Source organism: Candidatus Paceibacterota bacterium, from assembly GCA_035546035.1.
Taxonomy (GTDB): domain Bacteria; phylum Patescibacteriota; class Minisyncoccia; order Phycocordibacterales; family UBA6065; genus UBA6065.
In genome coordinates this window covers 109,805-129,473 of the sequence record DASZXC010000003.1, presented here as the reverse complement: position 1 = coordinate 129,473, position 19,669 = coordinate 109,805, and the positions used below count along the sequence as shown (strand labels likewise).

Below are 19,669 nucleotides of genomic sequence, written 5' to 3'. Positions count from 1 at the left end.
GCCGCGACGACCGAACCAGAACCATTGGTTTTCAACAGAGAGTTGGTAACGGAAGAAACGGCTAAATTGGTCGTAGTCGCCTGCGTTGTCGTTGCATTTCCGACCACGACCAGGTTTCCGTTAAACGTGGAAGACGCGCTGACCAAAATTCCGAGCGTAGTCGTCGGTCGCAGAGAGCTCGCAACGATATTCCAGTCGCGGAATTGGGAATTGTAGTAGTTCTGTGAGGTCGTCGCCCACAACTGCGCTGCGGTGGCATAGTCAGTGCCCGCAACCGCCGCGATAATGGATCCGTTACCGCTCGTCTTCAACAGCGAGTTTGCTATTGAAGAGACCGCAAGATTGGTCGTCGTAGCATTCGTGGTCGTGGAATTGCCTCCAATAACCAAGTTGCCGGTTATCGCCAGATTACCGACTATCGTGGAGGACGCCTGCGATACGAAGCCGCCGTTGGCGAGAATAGTCCTCGTCGTCGTTGGAGCGAGATATCCTCCCGAGATAACGAAATCCCTAAACTGCGAGGCGTAATAATCGTTTGAGGTCGTCGAGAAGAAATTACCGACTGACTTGTAGTAATCGCTGGACGTCGTGGACCATGACCCTCCCGGTAGCGCATAATCCGTGCCCGCGACCGCGGCAACCACCGAGCCATTGCTGTTCGTCTTCAAAAGCGCACCGGTTACCGATGTAACGGCCAAATTTGTGGTCGTCGCCTGGCTTGTCGTCGCATTTCCAGCTACCGCGAGATTCCCCGTAACCGTGAAATTACCAGCTATCGTTGACGATCCCTGCGAAATCAATCCTCCATTCGCCAATATCGTTCGAGTGGTCGTCGGCGCCAGGTATCCGCCCGAGATAGCGAAGCCTCCGAACTGGCCCGCATAGTAATCGCTCGAACTTGTGCTGAAGAAATTGCCCGTCGATTTATAGTAATCGGCCGACGTCGTTCCCCATCGCGCCATCGTCGAATCCCAATAATTCGCGGACGTCGTCGAGAAGAAATCGTTCACTGACGCGTAATAATCCGACGATGTGGTGGACCAGCCGTTCCCCGCGGCCAAATAATCAACGCCCGGTACCGCGGCGACCACTCCTCCCAAAGGATTCGTCTTCAATAGCGATCCCGCGACCGACGTGAGCGCCAAGTTCGTAGTCGTAGCGCTCGTCGTTGTAGATCGAGCGATATGCGGCAGGTCGGTGAGCGACGCGATAGACGTCGTCGCACCTATGATCGCATTCACACGCGCGTCGGCGCGCTGGTCGGTGTAATACAGATTGCTTCCTTCAACGATATTCGCCGTATTCAGACCGAGAGACGAGGTTGAGATCTGTGCGATGGTATTCCCCGGTCCGCCGACGAGAAGCGATCCGTCCGCGATCGAAGACAGCCCCGTACCGCCACGAGCGGCCGATAGCGTGCCGGTCCATGATGGCGAGAAGGTATGCGTATCGCCCGACGACGTGATTGTCAAAAGGATATTTGCATCGGACGTGGTCGCGAGCGTCTGCGATGCTCCCGTCTGAAAAGGCGAATACTGGGCGGCGATACCCGAGATGCCGCTTCCCGATCCGCCGGCGTCCACTCCGCAACCGAATTGTCCGGTTGCCGAGTTCCAGATAAGCTTGTCGGACGAGCCGGAGCAAGACGTGAGCCCCGCGCCGCGGATGATGCCCGCGAACAGGCTCGTCGTGGTGGCATTCGTGGAAGTCGCATTGAGCGTAGTCAGGCCGGAAATGGTCGAAGAGGCGTTGGAAATGATGCCTCCGGCCAAAGTAGCGAGCGCCGCGGCGTTTATCTGGCCGTCAGAATTGACGGAAAAGAGCGATGAGCCGAGGACATTCCTCACATCGAGCAGTTTGGCCGTCTGTCCCGCCGTTCCGCGCACCGCCAATGCGACCGCGGACGATGTCGTGGCCTCGATCGTCGCAACCGCGTCGGTCGCGGGCGTCGTCGTGCCGATCGCCGACTGCCCCGCGCCCGAAATCGCGCCCGCTATCTGCGCGAATGCAGCCGAAGAGATCGGCTGGCGCGGAGAAAGCGTCTCGAACGCCGATCCGTTCGCTGAAACCTCGACCTGAAGGTATATGTCAGACGTCCTGAAATCGAAATTGAGCGCATCAGGGTACCCCGCAGGCGTATCGCCGATATTCACATTGAAAACGCCCTGCCTGACCGTCGTCGAGAACGTGGACGGAGCGACCGCAGGCCACAATCGCGAGCCGTTTCCGACCGTCGCATTGTTCCAGAGAGAGAATTTAAAATAGTAGGTCGTTCCCGTACCCCCGAGAAGGTTTCCGGATCCGTCAGTGAGACGGCCTTGGTATGAAAGGGTCGAAGGCACGCCAGCCGCAAGAGCGGCGGTCGGATATGATACAGCACAAAGCGCCGTCAATCCTATGGTTAAGGACAGGAATATAGGGCGAAAACGCCGTGATGACAAGGGATTGGTCACGAAACTCAAAAGCAACCTCCGACTTGAGCTTCGAGAGCTTCTCTATGTTGAAAATTATAGCACTTTCAATGGCTTTCCTATCCCCAACCCGTTCCCATAGTATTGAGAAAGGGAACGTGGCATAATCTTTCGAAATCATGAAAGACATCCTCGATGCCTACAGGTGCGAGTGCGGCAAACTGCTTGCCCGCGGCTTCATCATGACCGGAGAGATCGAGCTCAAATGCCGCTTCTGCAAGCGGCTCACGACGATCAAAGGCATCGGCGACCAGATCTCGGCGCCGGACAGATATGCGATGTCGCTCGAAGAGGATGGAATGGTGACCGCCGCGTCCGAATCGGCGCGGACGATACTCGGATACGCGCGAGACGAGCTTCGGAGGAAGAACGTGAGCGACGTCACGGATATAACCCCTGCCATATATCAGAATCTCTGGAAAAAATTGGAAAGCAAGCCCGGCCGCGCCGTCATATTCAGCCTCGTCGAGATAAAAAAAGAAGGGGTGAAGACAAAGGTCCAAGGATGCGCGCGGCTCGTGCTCGGCGCCATCGGCAGACCTATCCTTTTCCTCGATATCGATCGGGCGAAACCGATCACGCCGAAGCCTCTCAAGCTTCCGAAAGCGCCCAAATCCGTAAGAAAAGCCTGATTTAGGCTGTCTTTACGTCGTGACTGACCATATCGGCCCCGCCGTTCGAGAAATGGAAGGTCGCTTTGACGTTTTTGCCCTGGAGCACGAACGGCAGCCAGTGCTTGTCGTCTATCCACATCGAATCATACGGCACGTCCGCGAATCCGTACCACTGCGGCCGCATCTCTTCGCTCTCGGCAGGCTCGCCCTGCCATGCGCGCGTGACGAATACATGGCACCGCTGGTCCCAATCGGGTCTATCGGTGAAATGAAAATCCATCACGCCGACGGAAACAATATCTTTCGGCGAGATCGTAACGCCGATCTCTTCGGCCGACTCGCGGATGATCGCCTGAGTCGGATTCTCGCCTGCCCGCAATTTTCCTCCGACGCCATTCCATTTCCCCGCACCGAACCCCCTCTTCTTCATGGCTAGGAGGACCTTGTCGCCCTCTATGAGAAAATTGAGCGTGGTCTGTATCATGCCTCTATTTAACCACGGAGCTTGATCTTCTCCACAGGCTTGCCCTTGGCCAGCTCGTCTATCAGCTTGTCCAGATAGCGGATCTCCCGCATGACCCTATCGTCTATCTCCTCTATTCGAACGCCGCAGATGACGCCCTTTATCAAGCGCCTTTTCGGATTCGGTTTGGGCGCTTTCATATAGAAAGTCTTAAAATCCGTTCCTTTTTCCATCTGGGCTTCGAATTGCCTTTGGGTATAGCCAGTCAGCCAGCGGATGAGCTCGTCCACCTCTTCCTTCGTGCGGCCTTTTCTCTTCGACTTGGCGATATAGTACGGATAGACTTTCGAGAAGCTCGTCGCGTAGAGGTTTTCTTTGAGCATGCGCAGAGCCTACTTCAGAAAAAGATAAAGAACCGCGGCGATTAATATCTGGGCGAGGGCCGCCGCTAGAAGACGCGGCTTGCGCAAATATACCGCCAGAGCCGGAAAATATATGACTGCCGCCGTCACGACGACCACGAGCAGATTCGGGCCTTCGGCATCATTGAAGAAGACGAACATCGTTCGGGAAAACACGAGAGCCGTTATAGCCAAGATCAGAAGCGATACCTTTTTTGATTTGAAATACATATCTAATATTTTACTACGAAACATGCGCATCGTGTTGCCGGACTTGGAATCGAACCAAGATTCTAGGCTCCAAAGGCCCATGTCCTACCATTAGACGATCCGGCAATATACCGATTTGGACATAGTAGCGTGCGGCTCTCGGTTGTACAAGAAACGATTGACGGCGTCATCAGGAAATCGTATAGTCTGCCCGAAACTGACCTCTTCATAACCCCTCAATACCTTGTTCTTTATGAGAATCAGAACCATTATGCGACTCGTCGGTCGGGCGCTTTTCGGCAAGCGTCGCCTGAAAGAGGCGCGAGAAAAACGCGGGCTTCGGCTCGAAGGATTCGCATGCCGGCGACAGAAAGCCCTTCAGGAATTGCGCGAGCAGATCGCCGGTTTCCCAGGACGCAAGCTGACAGCTGAAGAGCTGGCGGCCGTCCCGAAGGGCAAAGACGTTGACCTCTACGCCTGCCCCATCGGCACCTGGTTCGTCTGCACGCCGCACAAGGACCTGCCTGGCATGGTGGTCTTGGGCCATGTCGTGGACGGCATGGATGCGATCGTCAATCAGTTCGGCGGCGGCACCTGCATCCCTAAACGCTTCGTGAACCGCTACCGCGCGGTCGTCGCCTAAATCTCTTATTCCGAGAGCCTCGCGCGTGCGAGGCTCTTTTTTATACAAACAGGCCTTTTTCTTCTCCTACGATATCCAAAACAGCGAGCTCCAGCGGCAATTCGCGTATCGGCGACGAGCCTATGTAATCGAAAGCGCCGAGGAGACCGCGGAGCAATTTTGAATCGAGTGCCAAGCCTTCGGCAAGCGCCTTCGCTATGAATTTTTTATCTTCGTCCGACGCGCCTTGAGTCGCCTCCTCCCCCGCTATCTTTTGGAGCAGGGCGAGCCGCGCAAGCGAAAGCGACAATTCGAGGAACAATTTCGGATCGAACGATTTTTCTTTTACCTTAGCGATAGAGCCGAATGCGGATTTTGCGTCTTTCGAAGCCAATGCGCCGATGAATTCTCGGACCAATTCCGCTTTTGGCGAGCCGGTCGCCTCTTCGACGTCGTCGCGGATGATCTTCGCCGCGCCTTTGCCTTTCTGGGCACCGAGCCCGGCGATGACGCGCTCTAAAATGCCGTGCGAATCGCGGAACGATCCGTCGCCGACCAGCGCGACGAGCTCTGCGGCAGAAGGCTCCAACAAATAGCCCTCCTTTTTGGCGACGGACATGACCGTATCCTTCAGTATATCCACCGTGGGGCGCTTGAATTCGAATACCTGGCAGCGCGACACGATCGTTTCGGGTAATTTATAGACTTCAGTCGTCGCCAGGATAAATACGACGTGCCTCGGCGGCTCTTCGAGCGTCTTCAGGAGCGCGTTGAACGCTTCCTTCGTGAGCATATGCACCTCGTCTATGATATAGACCTTGAATTTCGATTCGAACGGCAATACCGCGACCGCGTCGCGGAGAGCGCGGATGTCATCTATGCCGCGGTTCGATGCGGCATCTATCTCATATATGTCATTTGGCGTCGTGCCGATCTCGCGCGCGAATATACGAGCGATGGACGTCTTGCCGATGCCGCGCGACCCGGCGAACAGATATGCGTGGGCAACGGCGGAATTTTTAATAGCGCCCTGGAGAGCCTTTACGACGGAATCCTGGCCGACGACTTCGTCAAAAGACTGCGGACGGTATTTTCTGTAGAGCACTTCGTGGGACATGGACCCAGTATACCAGAGCGCTTGGGGATTTTGTGCGTAGGACAGGATTCGAACCTGTGTAGCCCAATGGGCGACAGATTTACAGTCTGTTGTAATTGACCACTCTACCACCTACGCATGAAAGAACCTCAACACTCTACCAGATTTCGCCGTTTTCTCAAGAAAAAGCCGCGCCGGACACAAGGTCCGGCGCGGCTTCCTTCCGTCTTTACTGCGCTACTTTTTCAGCCTCGACCATCTCGTCAGTCAGGGATTTGAGCGGTATCGGCCTCTTGCCCTTCTTCACCTCGAACGTGAATTCGCTTCCCTTCATCGAAACGGCGATGGCGCCGCCCTTGCCGACGCCCTGCGAGATCATGAATCCGGCGACCGGCGTCAGTATCTTCTCCTGAATGAGGCGCTTCAGCGGCCGCGCGCCGAATTTCGGATCGTACCCTTCCTTGGCGAGATAATCGTACACAGGCGCCGATATATTGAGAGCGATCTCCTTCTCCGCAAGGCGCTTCACGATCTCGCCGACCTGGATCTTGACGATATCCTTGATCGCTTCGTGCGAAAGCACGTCGAACAATATGATCGAATCGAGCCGATTCAGGAATTCAGGCCTAAAGTAGTCTTTGAGACTCTCCATGACCTTGTCCTTCACGTCGTCATACTTGCGCTTCTCCGACGAATCGGCGGCGAAGCCGATCTTCTCCATCTTGTCTATGTACTGCGCGCCGATATTCGACGTCAGGATGATGACGGTGTTCTTGAAGTTCACCGTACGGCCCTTGGTGTCGGTCAATCGGCCGTTATCGAGCACCTGGAGCAATATGTTGAACACTTCCGGGTGCGCTTTCTCGATCTCGTCGAACAAGATGACGGAATACGGGCGATGGCGCACCATTTCGGTGAGCGAGCCGCCTTCTTCGTATCCGACATATCCCGGCGGCGCGCCGATCAGTTTGGATGTCGAATGCTTTTCCATGAATTCGGACATGTCTACGCGGATCAAAGCCTTGTCGTCGTTGAACATGAATTCGGCGAGAGCCTTCGTCAGCTCCGTCTTACCCACGCCAGTCGGACCAAGGAATAGGAACGAGCCGATCGGCCTGTTCGGGTCAGCGATGCCCGCGCGGGCGCGGCGGATGGTATCGGATATCTTTTTGACCGCTTCGGACTGGCCGACGACGCGCTTGCCGAGCTCGCCTTCCATGCGCATCAATTTATGGGCCTCTTCTTCGAGCATGCGGGTCACCGGAATGCCCGTCCATTTCGAGACGACATCGGCGATGTCCTGTTCGGTGATTTCTTCTTTCAGGACGCGGCGCGAAGACTGTATCTTCTTGAACTTCTTCATCTTAGTATCGAGGTCCTTTTCGAGAGCCGGGATTTTGCCGTATCGGATCTCCGCGGCCTTCGACAGGTCGGCGCGCAATTCGGCGGTCTCCGCTTCGAGGCGCAATTTTTCGAGGTCTTTCTTTATCGCCTTAACGGACGTGAGGAGCTCCTTCTCGCTCTTCCATTTGAGCTCGAGCTCCTGCGTCTCCTCCCTGAGATCGGCGATCTCCTTTTCGATTGCCTTGGAGCGGGCCTTTGATTCTTTGGATTCCTCTTTCTTCAATGCCTCCTTCTCTATCTCGAGGCGCATGATCTTGCGATGCGTCTCTTCGAGGAGCGGCGGCTTGGATTCGAGCGAGATCTTCAGGGAAGAAGCGGCCTCGTCTATGAGGTCGACGGTCTTGTCCGGCAGGAATCGGTCGCTGATGTATCGGGACGAAAGGTTCACCGCGGCGACGATGGCGTCGTCGGTGATGCGGACGCCGTGGAAGAGCTCGTACTTCTCCTTGAGGCCGCGCAAAATAGCGATCGCGTCTTCGAGCGAAGGCTCGGATACATACACAGGCTGGAAGCGACGCGTGAGAGCCGGGTCCTTTTCGATGTATTTCTGGTATTCCTTCAGCGTCGTGGCGCCGATGGCGCGAAGCTCGCCGCGCGCAAGGGCCGGCTTGAGCATATTCGACGCGTCCATAGAACCTTCGGCGGCGCCGGCTCCTACAATAGTATGGATCTCGTCTATGAAGAGGATCGTCTTGCCGTCTGAACGCTCGATCTCTTTCATGATGTTCTTGAGGCGCTCTTCGAATTCGCCGCGATACTTCGTACCGGCGACGAGGAGGCCGAGATCGAGGAGCACGAGTTCCTTATCCTTGAGGGATTCAGGCACGTCCCCCTGTGCCATGCGCAAAGCGAGGCCTTCGACGATGGCGGTCTTGCCCACGCCCGCTTCGCCGATAAGGATCGGGTTGTTCTTGGTGCGGCGGGACAGTATCTGGATGATACGGCTGATCTCCTGGTCGCGGCCGATGACCGGGTCGAGCTTGTTCTCGGCGGCGAGTTTGGTCAGGCTCTTCGTATATTTCGCGAGCGCGCGCGGTTTCTTTGGCGCCGAAGGCTCGGACTTCGCGGTTTTGAGCTCTTCGAGCACGCGGACGACGCCGGCTTTGGTGATCTTGAATTTCGAAAGTATCTCTGCGGCAGGTCCAGGGATCTCGAGAAGGGCGATGAAGAGGTGCTCGGTCGAGATGAATTCGTCTTTGAGCCCCGCAGCGACTTTGGCAGAGTTTTCGAGAGCCTGCGCCAATTCAGGCGTCAGATATATCTGATATGACTGGGAAAGCGTCGCTCCCGCCTGGGCGCCTTCGAGCGATTCGGCGAGCGAGTCCGAAAGCAGGATGACGTCAACCTCGAGCTTTTCGAGAATGGCGAGGACCATGCTTTCCTCCTGCAAAATAAGGGCGGAAAGGAGATGAAGCGGGTTTACATGATTCTGTCCGCGCTCGATCGCGAGCTCGTGCGCGCGGCGGATGGCTTCTTTAGCCTTGGTGGTGAAATGGTTAAGTGGTGGCATAGGGTTAGTGTATCAATTTCGGGTGTTTTTTGGGAGTTTTTTGAGTCGCTCCGCTATATAGGATACGTCCCGACGCGCGGCGTTTGGTGCAAAGGTGAAGCGGAGCGTGTTGCGGGCGCGCCACATGTTCGACGCGGCGTCCTTCCCTGCCTCGACAAGCGCTTTCACTACATATGACTCTTCTTCGCCTTTCAGGCACGAGCTCTTGGTCGAGCACGCGACGCCCTCTTTATCCAAGAATAGTAGGGCGAATTCCGGATCAGCTAGGTCGGGAATAGAGACGTTCACGTTATTCGGCAACCGGTTTTTAACCGAGCCGTTTATAACGGCGTCCGGCAGTTCAGCAGCGATGCGGTCAAAAAAATACGATCGGACCGCGGCAGCGGTTTTCGAACGCTCTTCGCGGCCTTCATGAGCGAGGGCGAGGGCTTCGGCGAATCCGGCGATGAGCTCGACCGACTCCGTCGTCGGGCGCTTGCCACGCTCCTGCCCGCCGCCGGCCATAAGAGGCTCCCAATGAACGTGCCGCCTTACGACCAGCGCGCCGACGCCCTTCGGACCCTGCATTTTATGCGCGTCGAGCGTCAGAGCGTCGGCGCGCAGGCCCTCGATCTCGCATGAAAGCCACAATGGCGCTTGCGAAGCATCCACATGGAAGACCGGAAAGTTCGAATCTTCCCCTTTCCCCATCCTTTCCGCGCGGATCTTGCGCACCCCTGCACCTATTTTCGAAACCGGCTGTATGGTACCGATCTCATTGTTCGCATACATGCACGTGACGAGCACCGTATCAGGCGTAATAGCCGCTAAAACGTCTTCGGCGCGCACGACGCCGTCCGCACCCGGCGCGACATACGTTACCTTCACTCCATGCTGGCCGAAAAGCTTAACGACTTCCAAGACCGACGAATGCTCGATCGCCGTCGTGACGACATGAACGTCTTTGACGCCCTTTTCAAGCTTGGCACGAAGCGTGCCCTGAATGATCGTCGCATTCGCTTCGGTACCGCCGGACGTGAAATATACTTCCTCGGGCTTCGTGCCCAAAATGCGCGCGAGGGATACGCGCGAAGCTTCGAGCGCGTGCTTTGCCTTCACGCCCTCACTATGAATAGCACTCGGATTCGCCCATGCGACGCGAGCACGCTCCATAGCCCGTATGACGCGCGGGTGCAGAGGGGTCGTAGCGGCCCAGTCGGCGTATATCCTCTGTGAGGATATTTTAGAGAAAAATCCCATGCCTCAAACCTACTCCATTTGAAGATTCACCGCAAATAGGCTAATATAGAGCCATGATTCTCGACTCGAACATCCTTATAGGCGTCCTTGCCGTTTGCAGCCTCTGCCTCGTCGCGGACATATTCCATCTCCGATGGACGCTCCGCAAGGTGTTCAAGAACAAGGATTGCGGCGACCTCGGCCAGGCCATCGCGACGCTGAACAAGGACATAGACGGCCTCGAGAAGTTCAGAAAGGACATCGAAGAATACATGAAGAACGTCGAAAGGCGCCTCCGCCGATCGACCCAGGCGACCGAGACCGTGCGCTTCAACGCGTTCCGCGGCGACGGTCTCGGCGGCACGACGGGCGGCGGACAGAGCTTCGCGACGGCGTTCCTGAACGAGGACGGCGACGGCGCGGTGCTCTCGAGCATATTCACCCGCGAGCGCGTATCGGTGTATTCGAAGCCCCTCGCGAAATTCGATTCAGACAATACCCTCACGGAAGAAGAGCGACGCGCGGTCTCGTTAGCGAGAACCAGGCTCACCACTCGAACCTAACTTCGATGACGGCGTATCATTTTTCACCACTATGGCAGGAAAGAAAACACAGCAGAATAAAGGCGGTACTTCCGGCGCTTCTGCAGGCGTTCTTTCCAAGCGCCCTCCTGTCGTCGCTATCCTCGGCCATATCGACCACGGCAAGTCGACCCTCCTCGACTATATAAGGAAGACGAACATCGTCGAAAACGAAGCGGGCGGCATCACCCAGCGCATTTCGGCATATGAAGTCGAGCGTCAGACCAAAGACGGCGCGCAAAAGATCACGTTCATAGACACCCCCGGCCACGAAGCGTTTTCAGGCATGCGCGAGCGCGGCGCGACGACCGCAGACGTCGCTATCCTCGTCGTATCGGCAGAAGACGGCGTAAAGCCGCAGACGATAGACGCATATAACGAGATCAAGAAAGCCAAAGTTCCCTTTATCGTCGCTATAAACAAGATAGACAAGCCCGCAGCCAACGTAGACCGCACCAAAGTCTCTCTCGCCGAAGCGGGAATATACGTCGAAGGATACGGCGGCGACATATCGTTCGTTCCGATATCGGCAAAGACCGGCCAGGGCGTAGACGAACTGCTCGACCTCATCATATTGTCGGCCGATGTCGCGGACCTCAAAGGCGACGCGTCTAAACCGGCTGAAGGCGCGGTCATCGAAGCGCATCGCGACCCGAAGAAAGGCATATCGGCGACGCTCGTCATCAAGGACGGCTCCATCGGCCCCGGCATGTTCGTCGCGGCAGGCTCGGCTTTCTCCCCTACCCGTATCCTCGAGAACCACTCAGGCAAGAAAATAACCGAAGCGACGTTCTCCGCACCGATCCGATTGGTCGGTTGGAACAAGGCTCCGCAGGTCGGCTCTTCGTTCCTATCGTTCTCGAATAAAAGAGAGTTCGAAGAATACGTAGAGATGGCGGCAGAGGCGGAAAAGAGGCCGAAACCCGTTCCCGGCATGGCGCCCGCCGAAGAGAAAGCCGAAAAGCTCATCCTCCCCCTCATCATCAAAGCCGACGTGCAGGGCTCGGTCGAAGCGATCGAGCACGAAATCGCCAAGATACAGAGCGAGCGCGTCAGCCTCAAGACCGTGCTCGCGTCCATCGGCGACATCACCGAATCCGACATCAAAGGCGCAGGCGCGAACAGCCAGGCCCTCGTCGTCGGCTTCAACGTCAAAACCGACAGCCAGGCCGCGGCCATGATCGAGCGCCTCGGCATCGCCCAGGCGACGTTCGACATCATCTACGACCTCCGCGAATGGCTCGAAGAGCGCGTCAAAGAGCGTGCGCCGAAGGTCCAGGTCGAGGAGACTATGGGCTCCGCCAAGATCCTCAAATTCTTCAGCCGCACCAAAGACAAGCAGATCGTCGGCGGCAAGGTCATCGATCGCGAGATCGCGCTCGGCCACCGCGTAAAGATCATCCGCCGCGAGACCGTCATCGGCGACGGCCTCATCCGCGAGCTCCAGCAGGCAAAAGTGAAGACCTCATCCGTCCAGCAAGGCTTCGAATTCGGGGCCATGATCGAAGCGAAGATGGAGATCGCCCCCGGCGACGTCATCGAGGATTTCACCGTCGTGGAAAAATAACGCCGCATTAAAGATATGCCCGACCTCAAAAAAGAACGTTTCGAAGAGATCGTCCGCCACCTTGCCGCAGAGTTCCTCTCGGCCAATTCGAACCGCACCTCGCTCATCACTGTTACCCGCGTCGAAGCCGCAGAGCGCTCGAACCGCGTCACCATATTCTTCACCGTCATGCCTTTGGACAAGGAAGAAGCCGCGCTCGACTTCCTGAAACGGAATCGCTCCGAATTCCGCGACTATGTCAAAGAGAAGGCGCGCCTCATGCGCATTCCGTTCTTCGATTTCGAGATAGATTTCGGCGAAAAAGCGCGCCAGCGCATAGACGAAGGGTTAGCGAAATAGGCCACTTTATCCTATACTGGCTTTCATACAGGCCACGTAGAAAAGTGGTAATTCGGCGGTCTGCAAAACCGCTATGCGCGGGTTCGATTCCCGCCGTGGCCTCACTGCCTGGGTGGCGGAATTGGTATACGCAAGGGACTTAAAATCCCTCGCCCTTAAACAAGGCATGTGGGTTCGATGCCCACCCCAGGCACCCGGAAAATTGCCATGCGGCGCTTTTTCTGTTACATTTTTCAGGCGCCGAATGCAGATATCCGCCCTTAGCTCAGTTGGTAGAGCAGATCCCTCTTAAGGATAAGGTCGTAGGTTCGATCCCTACAGGGCGGACAATAAAAAAAACCGGCACGCTCTCAAGCTGCGTGTCGGTTGAAATCCTTCATTAGTCCTTCTAAGGACTTCTGTACCGCGGAGGATTCCGCCAGAGAGACGAAGGCGATTATCTGCCTCTCCCTCCCCCCGATACCAATATCTGGCGAGCTTGGTATCGGGCAGCTCGCGCAGAGGGCAGAATCCGAAGAATCCTTTTCCGGTTCTCCAGAAGAAATGGGATCTGCCCTTCTTGTCGACGGACCTATAGATACTGCAAGAGAAAGGATCCTTCGCGAATGCGAGAAGTGCCATGAGAAGACAATTTCCCCAGCGTGGTCTTTGATGCATATAAGGAGCGTTTGACCCCAGATTACACAGGCGTCGGCATACGTCAATCAGTGTGCTAAGCTCTTTCTCATGGGCACGTGGCGGAATTGGTATACGCGCCGGTCTTAGGAACCGGTTCCTCACGGATTGAGAGTTCGAGTCTCTCCGTGCCCACAAAACAAGGCCGAAATAGGGCTTGGATGCGGCCTGGCTAGGCGCTCGATACTATTTGACTTTTGCCAATAAATAGTATATAATTATACCCGAACCAGTTCGAGTTTGGAGGGTCTCCCTCCCTGCTCTTTTGACAAGAAACCACATCTTCAACACTGAAACTCAACGAAAGGATTGAAAATGCCAGATGAAACGCCAGAACAACCGACGGAACCGAAAGCGGCCCCGACCGCCGCTCCAGCGACGTCAGCGATAGTGCCCGCGGCGGAAACGCCGCAAGAAGCGATCGATCTGCCGGATTATGACCAGATCGAGGAAGACGAAGGCCGCAAGGCCGGAACCGACCCCGATGGCGACAATGTCCATGTTACGGTGATCGAAAAAGGTTGGGGTGATACGAATCATATTCTGATCGCCCTGATCTATGTCTCGCTCGTGCTCTTCGTGCCGTTCGGCATCTTGCGCTACCTTTATGGACTTGTTTTTCTGCATTCCGTAATGGCGACGCTCGTCCTCACGGTCATCGTTATGCACTTCACCATCCATCGATTCCTCATCGGAGTCGACATGATGAAGGCAGAGGTCTACATGGACGAGTTCACGGGCGAACTCTTTGCCTACAAGCTCGGGTTCTACGTGATCGCTCCATGGATGAGCCTCCAACAAACGATCGATTTCCGTAACGACGAAATCAAGATATCTGCTATGTACGATCAGGATGAGAAAAAGACGTCTTCGCTCAGGATTTCTACGAACGATCCATATCAATGCGATCTGGAATGGGAATTGCTGGCGAGACCGCTTGAAGACGCGGAGGGGATCAGGAATTTCCTTCGCTACAAGCCCGAAGTCCGCGAAAGCCGTATACGTGCGGTAATGAACAGCAGACTGAGCATCATCGGCGGCAAGTACAAGCTCCAGACGCTTCTCACACACGCCGGGGACGTCAGTCAATGGGTCCGGAAACTCTTCAAGAGTGACGGAGAGGTGACGGAGTTTGAGCACAGGCTCGGCGTAAGCGTTATTTCGCCCAGGCTTCGAAGCATCCTCTGTAACGATCCCGCGGCGAAAGAAGTGATAAGGGCCAAGCCTCAAGGCGAGCTTGTCGAGGAGAACACGCGGAGATATAAAGAACTCGGCGTTGATCCTAATCTGTCGTTTCAAGGAGCGATGGCGATAAGCGGCGCGATGGAGTTGGTCCGACAGGAAAATGTCCATCATTTCGTGGGACTGGAACACGCAAGAACCGTCGCTCTTGGCGCCGGCGCCTTCATCGGCGCCGGCGGCGGACAAGGCGGAGGCCAGGGAAATGGAAACCGTAACGACAGAAAGAAAAGGAACCGTTAAACATGGCTGCAACAGTAAGCCCCGCACAGAAAACGGCGTCTACTCCTTCAGGCAATAAGTCGACCAAGAACCGGATCACACTCGGTCTCCTAGGCTTCCTTCTTATCCTATGGGGTGGGTTCTGCGTCGTAGCAATATCAGGTCACGGCTCGCGCGGCGACACACAAATGTCTGATACGCGAGAAAAACGGACGACGAGCGCAAGCCCGGCGGCCCTCATCCCCCAGCCCGTCCCGGTCGGCGGCATGCCCGATCTCATGATCGGCAAGCCGTACCAGGTGCAGGCAGGGGCGACGTCGCCCTGGATAAGCATCGTCGGAAAATGGATCCACATCGTTCCCGCGGACGAAAAGGTCACCTACGAGTTGCAAGACTCTAACGGGGTGAAACGGAAGTTCCGGAACGAGAGCGAGACCTTTTACGAGGTCTCCGCTGACGGAAAGCTCGTGCGCCTGGACGACCAAACCGGTCGCGTCTGGCGCAAAGCGGTCTATGCGAGGTTCATTCCCGATGGAGATGTGACGTTCACCGTCGATTCGAACTATTAGTTCGGATAATTCAAAGGGGCGAAGCCGTAAGCTTCGCCCCTTTTTTATTGCTCTATACCCCTATCGTCCGTTTGATCACCGCTATGATTCCCCAGACCGAGATCATGATGAAGAGCCCTATGACGCTCCAGATGATGTGCTTGCCGCCTTGTATCCTTTCGTCCGGATCATCCGCCGCCTGGATGTATTTGAATACTCCCCAGAGGAAATAGACTACGGCCGCGGCGAAGATGAGCTGGATCAAGGGATCGACGACCAGCGAGAAGAGCTTTTGGACTATCGGCTGGTTCAGCGTATCCATGATCCGCTCGTGCTAGTTAGCCGTTGATCGGAATGTTCGGGAGCTGGTTGGTGCCGTTCGTCGTCGGAGACTGGTTGCTCAAGCCGAACGTGTTGACGAGGATGTTGACGAGGCCCCAGATGGAGACCATCACGAAGATAGCGACGACGCCGTAGATGATGTTGGTCTTCGCCTTCTCCTTCTTCTCTTCCGCATCGCCCGCGAGGAAGAGCTGGAACATGCTCCATACGAACCATACGACCGCCGCTGCGATAATGAGGGGCAGGATCGTGTTGAGGAGGCTCTGAACAAAACGGAATATGCTCCAAATGTCGGTTATCGGAGCGGCCGCCGCCGAGAACGGGAGCGCCGCCGAAAGAGCCGCCATGTAACTGAATTTTTTCATAGTGATCAAAAAACTATTAATGCCGCTCGGATAAGAGCTTTGCTCCTTTATTGTAGCAGGAAAAAGAAGGCTCTACACGATATATGGGGATAATCCGCCCTACGGATATTACGGATGGAATTTAGGAGGCTGGATGTAGTCCTGCTTGAGGTTGAAGGTATTGTTGAGGATATTCACGAAGCCCCAGATCGAGATCATAGCGAAAAGGCCGATGATGCCGTAGACGACGGTCTGGCGGCCCGATTCCCTCTTTTCCTCGCTTTTGATCATATTGAAAGCGCCCCAGATGATGTAGACGACCGACGCGGCGATGATGATGACCGTTATATTGTCGAGGATACCGATGATACAGCCCACGAGACCGCCTAGTCCCGACGAGGCGAGGTTGCTGCACGAGCTCGATATCGAGGCGTCGGCGGCAAGAGCGGCATTGGCGCCGAAGACTGAAAGGGCCGCGCCCAGGACCAACGACGGCTTCAAAAATGCTTTCTTCATAGTGCTTTTATTCCTTCCTAATAGGTGGATACATTATACCACAGCCGTACGTAGTAAAGTCGGAACAAGCACACTCTTATGAAACCATCACATTCCTCGGAAACCCCTGAAGAAGGGTCCAGATCGGGAGACGGGCTCCCCACCGATCCGGACGAGCCCCAGACCAGGGGCTCCCCGGCGATCGCGATCGCGGTTCTCGGCGTTTCAGCCGCGACCCTCGTCCTCCTCATCGTCACGCTCATCGCCCTTCTCGGCCTTCGGCCGAACAAGGCCGACGGGGCGGGAGCGGCGGCGGAGATGAAAAAGGAAATCGCCGAAGACGGCGAAAAGACGCGCCAGGCGCTCGCGGCGCTCACATCGCAGAAAGAGCTCAAGGCTCTGACCGATTCGGTGACCAGCCTCGCGGGCATCGTCGTCACCGACGGCGAAAAGACGCGCCAATCCGTCATCGATCAAGGAAAGAGATTCCAAGACGCTGCGGCCGCGAATGACAGCAATCGGGCCGCCCTGAACCAGTCGCTCGATGATCTGTCTAAACGGCTCGCCGAAGTCCGCTCCCGCGTCGAATCACCCGCTCCGGCAGGGACGACCGGCATTCCGCCTCCGAATGCGAGCGTCGCGAATGGCGCAGAGCGCCAGGTCGCCGTCGAAGCGCGGCCTCCGGCGCAACAGGTCCCGCAGGTCTCGTCGCTCTATGACGAAGACGGCTTGCGGCCCGTCGCCGTCGGATCGGCTTCGTCCAGAGGCAGCGAATACGTCATGTACGAGCTCGCCCCGGGACAGCTCTCGCGCGAATTCTCGGCGCGCGAGGTGCGCGCCGGACGCGTGAGCGTTTCAGCGAAATACGGCCTCTATGCCCGTCTTAATCTGACCGGCTGGAGGACGATCGACGTCGAAGTGCCCGTGAGCGGAGGCTTCATGCTGCCGACCGATGCGACGGGAGTCTCGTTCTATTCGAGAAATGACAGCTTTTCCATCCGGGTCAAAAAATAGCTCGATGGAACTCAAGGCCGGACATCATCTGTCCGGCCTTTTTATCTATGAATTTAATCCGTTGAATATGCCCTGGAGGATGCTCACGATGACCTGCGCGCCGATGACGAGCGCTGCGCCGATGATAGTATAGAAGAAAGTGCTTTTTGCTTCGTCGAGCTTCTTGTCGCTTCCCTGCGCGGTGATGAATTTGAAGCCCGAAAGGAGAAGGAAGAACGCGACGACGACATAGCTTATGTCTACAACGACCTGTATCACTTTGTATATGAGGTCTGAAATGCTGTTCACCCCGGAAAGAGGATTCGGAAGAGCGGCCAAGCCGGAAGGAGCGTCGCTTCCCCCCAGCGATTGAGAATTATTTCCTGCGCTCTGCGAACCAGGGCCGACTCCGGCAGATCCATTGCCGAGAGTCTGCGTCGGCGTCTGTCCGACCGGCTGAAGCTGCTGGGCATGCGCCAATGCCGGAACGAGGACCGAAACGAGAGCGAGCGCGTAAATGATCTTTTTCATGTGATTCTATTATTTTCCTATGATGCTCGACTTCTGGATATCGCCGACGGCCGGAGCGAGGAACTTGTCGAGTATCGTATAGACGATGAGCCATGCCGCGAATATGAGGAATACGCCGACGGCGATCGGCTTCAGCATGCGCTTGGCGTCGGCGACGGCATTGGCGTCGCCACCCGCGGTCATGTATTTGAAGCCGGTCCAGAGGATCATGAGGGCGACGACCGGGATGATGAGGAACAGCATGTATTTGACGATGCGATACGCCGTGGCGACGAGCTGCTGGAAATCGCAGTCGTTATCGAGCTTCCCCGTCGCAGGGTTATAGGTCGGATTGCAGGAGACGACCTGGAATTCGCTCTTGGTCGGGTCGTCGGTGCCGACTTTGCCCTGGACTCCCTGGGCATGGGCAGCGGAAGCGGTAAAAATGAAAGCGAGAGCGAACGATGCCGCCGCGGCCGACATGACCCGCACTATTTTGTTCAGGGATTTCATATCATTGATTCGCGCGCAGAAGCGTCCCTATCTCCTGGGTCGCTTGATTGACCGATTCGGATACGCGGAGCTTGCCCGACGTGACGTTCTCTATCAATTGACCGAAGATCTCCGTCGTCGCTTCCCTGTTCGGATCGAGCCAACCGCTCGAAACAAGCGCGCTCTGATAGAAGACGGCGTTGTAGGCATCGCCCGGCGTCTTCGAAAGAAGCGCGCGATGCACCGGCGGATATCCCGACGCGGCCGCCCATTCGGTATCTAAAGCCTGGCTCGTGAGCGTCGCCGCGGCGACGAACGAAGCGGCGATGTTCTTGGACGACTTCAAAATGGCGATGGCATTCATCGCCCCGAACGTCGCCTTCTTGCCTTCGGTCTGCGGGACCATGGCGACGTCGAAATTGAGGTTAGGATTGGCGGAACGGAGGCCGCGGAGCTCGCTCGCGGAGCCGAAATATACGGCGAGCGTTCCGGCGATGAACGACGTGCGGTCATTGGCGAGCGACCGGTTCCACGAATAAGACGACTTGAGCGGGTTCGAGAATTCGGTGTAGTAGGAAAGCGCTTCCTCGGCAGGGACCAATCCCTTGCCGCGGCTATTGAAGACGCTCGCCAGATTCCCTTGCGCGTCATACGCGACGATCGGCGTTCCCGCCTGGATGGAAAGGAGCGAGAGCACGTCCTTGAAATGAGTGACGTTCCTCGCCTCGCCGAAGGCGATGGCAGATTGGGTTATGACGCCGTTCGACGCCTTGGTCGTGAGCTTCGGCGCGAGGTCGAAGAACTGCGCCCACGACACTGGCGGCTGGGACACGCCGGCATCGGAGAACATGTCGCGGTTCCAATACATGACGAGAGGGTCTATCGAGAACGGAAGGCCGACGATGCCGTCTTTGTTCAGGAAGAGCTCGCCTTCCTGGATGAACGAATCCTTAAAGGTGCGCTCGGAATAGCTGTCGAACGGGATGACATAGAATTTATCGTTCTGCTTCAGTATCAGGTCCTGCGGAAGGAGCACCATGTCGGGACCGGCGCCGCGGGCAAGAGCGGCCACGAGATCCGACTCGAACGTCGCGGGGCTCTTGTATACATAGCTGACGTTAAGCGTGTCCTGATGGTCGGGAGCAACCTTGTTCAAGAACGCTTGGACGGCATCCTGGCCGAGCGATCCCCACATGACGACGGCTGCCGGACCCTGCGAAGAGTTGTTTTTAGATACGGCAAAAGCAACCACGCCGCCAATACCGAGGATGACGAGGATGCCGGTGAAAATCAGCTGAAATCGGGACATTGAT

Annotated in this window: 21 protein-coding genes and 6 tRNA genes; 12 read left to right on the top strand and 15 right to left on the bottom strand. The window is 56.3% G+C overall.

Annotated features, from left to right (window positions below; genetic code table 11):
- The coding region (locus VHE10_01175) for a hypothetical protein (protein HVU06389.1) at positions 1-2,342 on the bottom strand (2,342 nt) is incomplete at its 3' end.
- Positions 2,343-2,590: 248 nt separating this feature from the next.
- Here VHE10_01175 and VHE10_01170 point away from each other — a divergent pair.
- On the top strand, positions 2,591-3,103 hold the full coding sequence (locus tag VHE10_01170) for a PAS domain-containing protein (protein HVU06388.1): 513 nt from the start codon (positions 2,591-2,593) through the stop codon (positions 3,101-3,103).
- 1 nt (position 3,104) lies between these two features.
- Here the strand turns inward: VHE10_01170 and VHE10_01165 are convergent, their stop codons facing one another.
- From VHE10_01165 to VHE10_01150, 4 genes are all read right to left on the bottom strand, one after another.
- Positions 3,105-3,569 (bottom strand): 8-oxo-dGTP diphosphatase, encoded by a 465-nt coding sequence (locus VHE10_01165; GenBank protein HVU06387.1) that lies wholly within the window; start codon positions 3,567-3,569, stop codon positions 3,105-3,107.
- Positions 3,570-3,577: 8 nt separating this feature from the next.
- Positions 3,578-3,931 (bottom strand): DUF2200 domain-containing protein, encoded by a 354-nt coding sequence (locus VHE10_01160; GenBank protein HVU06386.1) that lies wholly within the window; start codon positions 3,929-3,931, stop codon positions 3,578-3,580.
- A 9-nt stretch (positions 3,932-3,940) separates the two neighbouring features.
- Positions 3,941-4,180 (bottom strand): hypothetical protein, encoded by a 240-nt coding sequence (locus tag VHE10_01155; GenBank protein HVU06385.1) that lies wholly within the window; start codon positions 4,178-4,180, stop codon positions 3,941-3,943.
- Between the two features lie 34 nt (positions 4,181-4,214).
- Positions 4,215-4,285 (bottom strand) — tRNA-Gln (locus VHE10_01150).
- 127 nt (positions 4,286-4,412) lie between these two features.
- Here VHE10_01150 and VHE10_01145 point away from each other — a divergent pair.
- Positions 4,413-4,802, top strand: a complete 390-nt coding sequence (locus tag VHE10_01145; GenBank protein HVU06384.1) for a hypothetical protein — start codon at positions 4,413-4,415, stop codon at positions 4,800-4,802.
- Positions 4,803-4,842: 40 nt separating this feature from the next.
- Here VHE10_01145 and dnaX read toward each other — a convergent pair whose 3' ends face one another.
- From dnaX to VHE10_01125, 4 genes are all read right to left on the bottom strand, one after another.
- Positions 4,843-5,898, bottom strand: a complete 1,056-nt coding sequence (gene dnaX / locus VHE10_01140; protein ID HVU06383.1) for a DNA polymerase III subunit gamma/tau — start codon at positions 5,896-5,898, stop codon at positions 4,843-4,845.
- Positions 5,899-5,931: 33 nt separating this feature from the next.
- Positions 5,932-6,015, bottom strand: a tRNA-Tyr gene (locus VHE10_01135).
- Between the two features lie 91 nt (positions 6,016-6,106).
- Positions 6,107-8,791: an AAA family ATPase gene (locus VHE10_01130; protein ID HVU06382.1), complete on the bottom strand. Its 2,685-nt coding sequence runs from the start codon at positions 8,789-8,791 to the stop codon at positions 6,107-6,109.
- 12 nt (positions 8,792-8,803) lie between these two features.
- Positions 8,804-10,030, bottom strand: a complete 1,227-nt coding sequence (locus VHE10_01125) for a cysteine desulfurase family protein (protein HVU06381.1) — start codon at positions 10,028-10,030, stop codon at positions 8,804-8,806.
- Between the two features lie 53 nt (positions 10,031-10,083).
- Between VHE10_01125 and VHE10_01120 the strand changes: the two genes are divergently transcribed.
- The 9 genes from VHE10_01120 (at position 10,084) to VHE10_01080 (ending at position 15,201) form a co-directional block, all read left to right on the top strand.
- Positions 10,084-10,572: a DUF4446 family protein gene (locus tag VHE10_01120; GenBank protein HVU06380.1), complete on the top strand. Its 489-nt coding sequence runs from the start codon at positions 10,084-10,086 to the stop codon at positions 10,570-10,572.
- 31 nt (positions 10,573-10,603) lie between these two features.
- On the top strand, positions 10,604-12,157 hold the full coding sequence (gene infB, locus VHE10_01115; protein HVU06379.1) for a translation initiation factor IF-2: 1,554 nt from the start codon (positions 10,604-10,606) through the stop codon (positions 12,155-12,157).
- 15 nt (positions 12,158-12,172) lie between these two features.
- A complete protein-coding gene (locus VHE10_01110; GenBank protein ID HVU06378.1) occupies positions 12,173-12,496 on the top strand; it encodes a ribosome-binding factor A in 324 nt (107 codons plus the stop codon).
- Positions 12,497-12,526: 30 nt separating this feature from the next.
- A tRNA-Cys gene (locus VHE10_01105) sits at positions 12,527-12,598 on the top strand.
- Positions 12,599-12,602: 4 nt separating this feature from the next.
- Positions 12,603-12,689, top strand: a tRNA-Leu gene (locus VHE10_01100).
- A gap of 61 nt (positions 12,690-12,750) precedes the next feature.
- Positions 12,751-12,823: transfer RNA gene (locus VHE10_01095), tRNA-Lys, on the top strand.
- Positions 12,824-13,224: 401 nt separating this feature from the next.
- Positions 13,225-13,306: transfer RNA gene (locus VHE10_01090), tRNA-Leu, on the top strand.
- 180 nt (positions 13,307-13,486) lie between these two features.
- A complete protein-coding gene (locus VHE10_01085) occupies positions 13,487-14,653 on the top strand; it encodes a hypothetical protein (protein ID HVU06377.1) in 1,167 nt (388 codons plus the stop codon).
- A 2-nt stretch (positions 14,654-14,655) separates the two neighbouring features.
- Positions 14,656-15,201, top strand: coding sequence for a hypothetical protein (locus tag VHE10_01080; protein HVU06376.1), 546 nt, complete (start codon positions 14,656-14,658; stop codon positions 15,199-15,201).
- A 52-nt stretch (positions 15,202-15,253) separates the two neighbouring features.
- Here the strand turns inward: VHE10_01080 and VHE10_01075 are convergent, their stop codons facing one another.
- From VHE10_01075 to VHE10_01065, 3 genes are all read right to left on the bottom strand, one after another.
- Positions 15,254-15,502: a hypothetical protein gene (locus VHE10_01075; protein HVU06375.1), complete on the bottom strand. Its 249-nt coding sequence runs from the start codon at positions 15,500-15,502 to the stop codon at positions 15,254-15,256.
- A gap of 16 nt (positions 15,503-15,518) precedes the next feature.
- A complete protein-coding gene (locus VHE10_01070; protein HVU06374.1) occupies positions 15,519-15,887 on the bottom strand; it encodes a pilin in 369 nt (122 codons plus the stop codon).
- 108 nt (positions 15,888-15,995) lie between these two features.
- Entirely contained in the window at positions 15,996-16,382 is a 387-nt protein-coding gene (locus tag VHE10_01065; protein ID HVU06373.1) for a hypothetical protein, read from the bottom strand.
- 78 nt (positions 16,383-16,460) lie between these two features.
- Here VHE10_01065 and VHE10_01060 point away from each other — a divergent pair, with 78 nt between their 5' ends.
- Complete coding sequence (locus VHE10_01060) at positions 16,461-17,375, top strand: hypothetical protein (GenBank protein HVU06372.1); 915 nt, start codon at positions 16,461-16,463, stop codon at positions 17,373-17,375.
- Between the two features lie 45 nt (positions 17,376-17,420).
- Here VHE10_01060 and VHE10_01055 read toward each other — a convergent pair whose 3' ends face one another.
- From VHE10_01055 to VHE10_01045, 3 genes are read right to left on the bottom strand one after another with little or no spacing between them, the layout of a single operon-like run.
- Positions 17,421-17,885, bottom strand: coding sequence for a hypothetical protein (locus VHE10_01055; protein ID HVU06371.1), 465 nt, complete (start codon positions 17,883-17,885; stop codon positions 17,421-17,423).
- Between the two features lie 9 nt (positions 17,886-17,894).
- Positions 17,895-18,377: a pilin gene (locus VHE10_01050; GenBank protein HVU06370.1), complete on the bottom strand. Its 483-nt coding sequence runs from the start codon at positions 18,375-18,377 to the stop codon at positions 17,895-17,897.
- 1 nt (position 18,378) lies between these two features.
- Entirely contained in the window at positions 18,379-19,665 is a 1,287-nt protein-coding gene (locus tag VHE10_01045; protein ID HVU06369.1) for an extracellular solute-binding protein, read from the bottom strand.
- Positions 19,666-19,669 lie beyond the last annotated feature (4 nt).

Excerpts from the sequence above, each read along its gene's own strand:
- VHE10_01170 (HVU06388.1), top strand. The coding sequence starts at position 2,591 with ATGAAAGACATCCTCGATGCCTACAGGTGCGAGTGCGGCAAACTGCTT.
- VHE10_01165 (HVU06387.1), bottom strand. The coding sequence starts at position 3,569 with ATGATACAGACCACGCTCAATTTTCTCATAGAGGGCGACAAGGTCCTC.
- VHE10_01160 (HVU06386.1), bottom strand. The coding sequence starts at position 3,931 with ATGCTCAAAGAAAACCTCTACGCGACGAGCTTCTCGAAAGTCTATCCG.
- VHE10_01155 (HVU06385.1), bottom strand. The coding sequence starts at position 4,180 with ATGTATTTCAAATCAAAAAAGGTATCGCTTCTGATCTTGGCTATAACG.
- VHE10_01145 (HVU06384.1), top strand. The coding sequence starts at position 4,413 with ATGAGAATCAGAACCATTATGCGACTCGTCGGTCGGGCGCTTTTCGGC.
- dnaX (HVU06383.1), bottom strand. The coding sequence starts at position 5,898 with ATGTCCCACGAAGTGCTCTACAGAAAATACCGTCCGCAGTCTTTTGAC.
- VHE10_01130 (HVU06382.1), bottom strand. The coding sequence starts at position 8,791 with ATGCCACCACTTAACCATTTCACCACCAAGGCTAAAGAAGCCATCCGC.
- VHE10_01125 (HVU06381.1), bottom strand. The coding sequence starts at position 10,030 with ATGGGATTTTTCTCTAAAATATCCTCACAGAGGATATACGCCGACTGG.
- VHE10_01120 (HVU06380.1), top strand. The coding sequence starts at position 10,084 with ATGATTCTCGACTCGAACATCCTTATAGGCGTCCTTGCCGTTTGCAGC.
- infB (HVU06379.1), top strand. The coding sequence starts at position 10,604 with ATGGCAGGAAAGAAAACACAGCAGAATAAAGGCGGTACTTCCGGCGCT.
- VHE10_01110 (HVU06378.1), top strand. The coding sequence starts at position 12,173 with ATGCCCGACCTCAAAAAAGAACGTTTCGAAGAGATCGTCCGCCACCTT.
- VHE10_01085 (HVU06377.1), top strand. The coding sequence starts at position 13,487 with ATGCCAGATGAAACGCCAGAACAACCGACGGAACCGAAAGCGGCCCCG.
- VHE10_01080 (HVU06376.1), top strand. The coding sequence starts at position 14,656 with ATGGCTGCAACAGTAAGCCCCGCACAGAAAACGGCGTCTACTCCTTCA.
- VHE10_01075 (HVU06375.1), bottom strand. The coding sequence starts at position 15,502 with ATGGATACGCTGAACCAGCCGATAGTCCAAAAGCTCTTCTCGCTGGTC.
- VHE10_01070 (HVU06374.1), bottom strand. The coding sequence starts at position 15,887 with ATGAAAAAATTCAGTTACATGGCGGCTCTTTCGGCGGCGCTCCCGTTC.
- VHE10_01065 (HVU06373.1), bottom strand. The coding sequence starts at position 16,382 with ATGAAGAAAGCATTTTTGAAGCCGTCGTTGGTCCTGGGCGCGGCCCTT.
- VHE10_01060 (HVU06372.1), top strand. The coding sequence starts at position 16,461 with ATGAAACCATCACATTCCTCGGAAACCCCTGAAGAAGGGTCCAGATCG.
- VHE10_01055 (HVU06371.1), bottom strand. The coding sequence starts at position 17,885 with ATGAAAAAGATCATTTACGCGCTCGCTCTCGTTTCGGTCCTCGTTCCG.
- VHE10_01050 (HVU06370.1), bottom strand. The coding sequence starts at position 18,377 with ATGAAATCCCTGAACAAAATAGTGCGGGTCATGTCGGCCGCGGCGGCA.
- VHE10_01045 (HVU06369.1), bottom strand. The coding sequence starts at position 19,665 with ATGTCCCGATTTCAGCTGATTTTCACCGGCATCCTCGTCATCCTCGGT.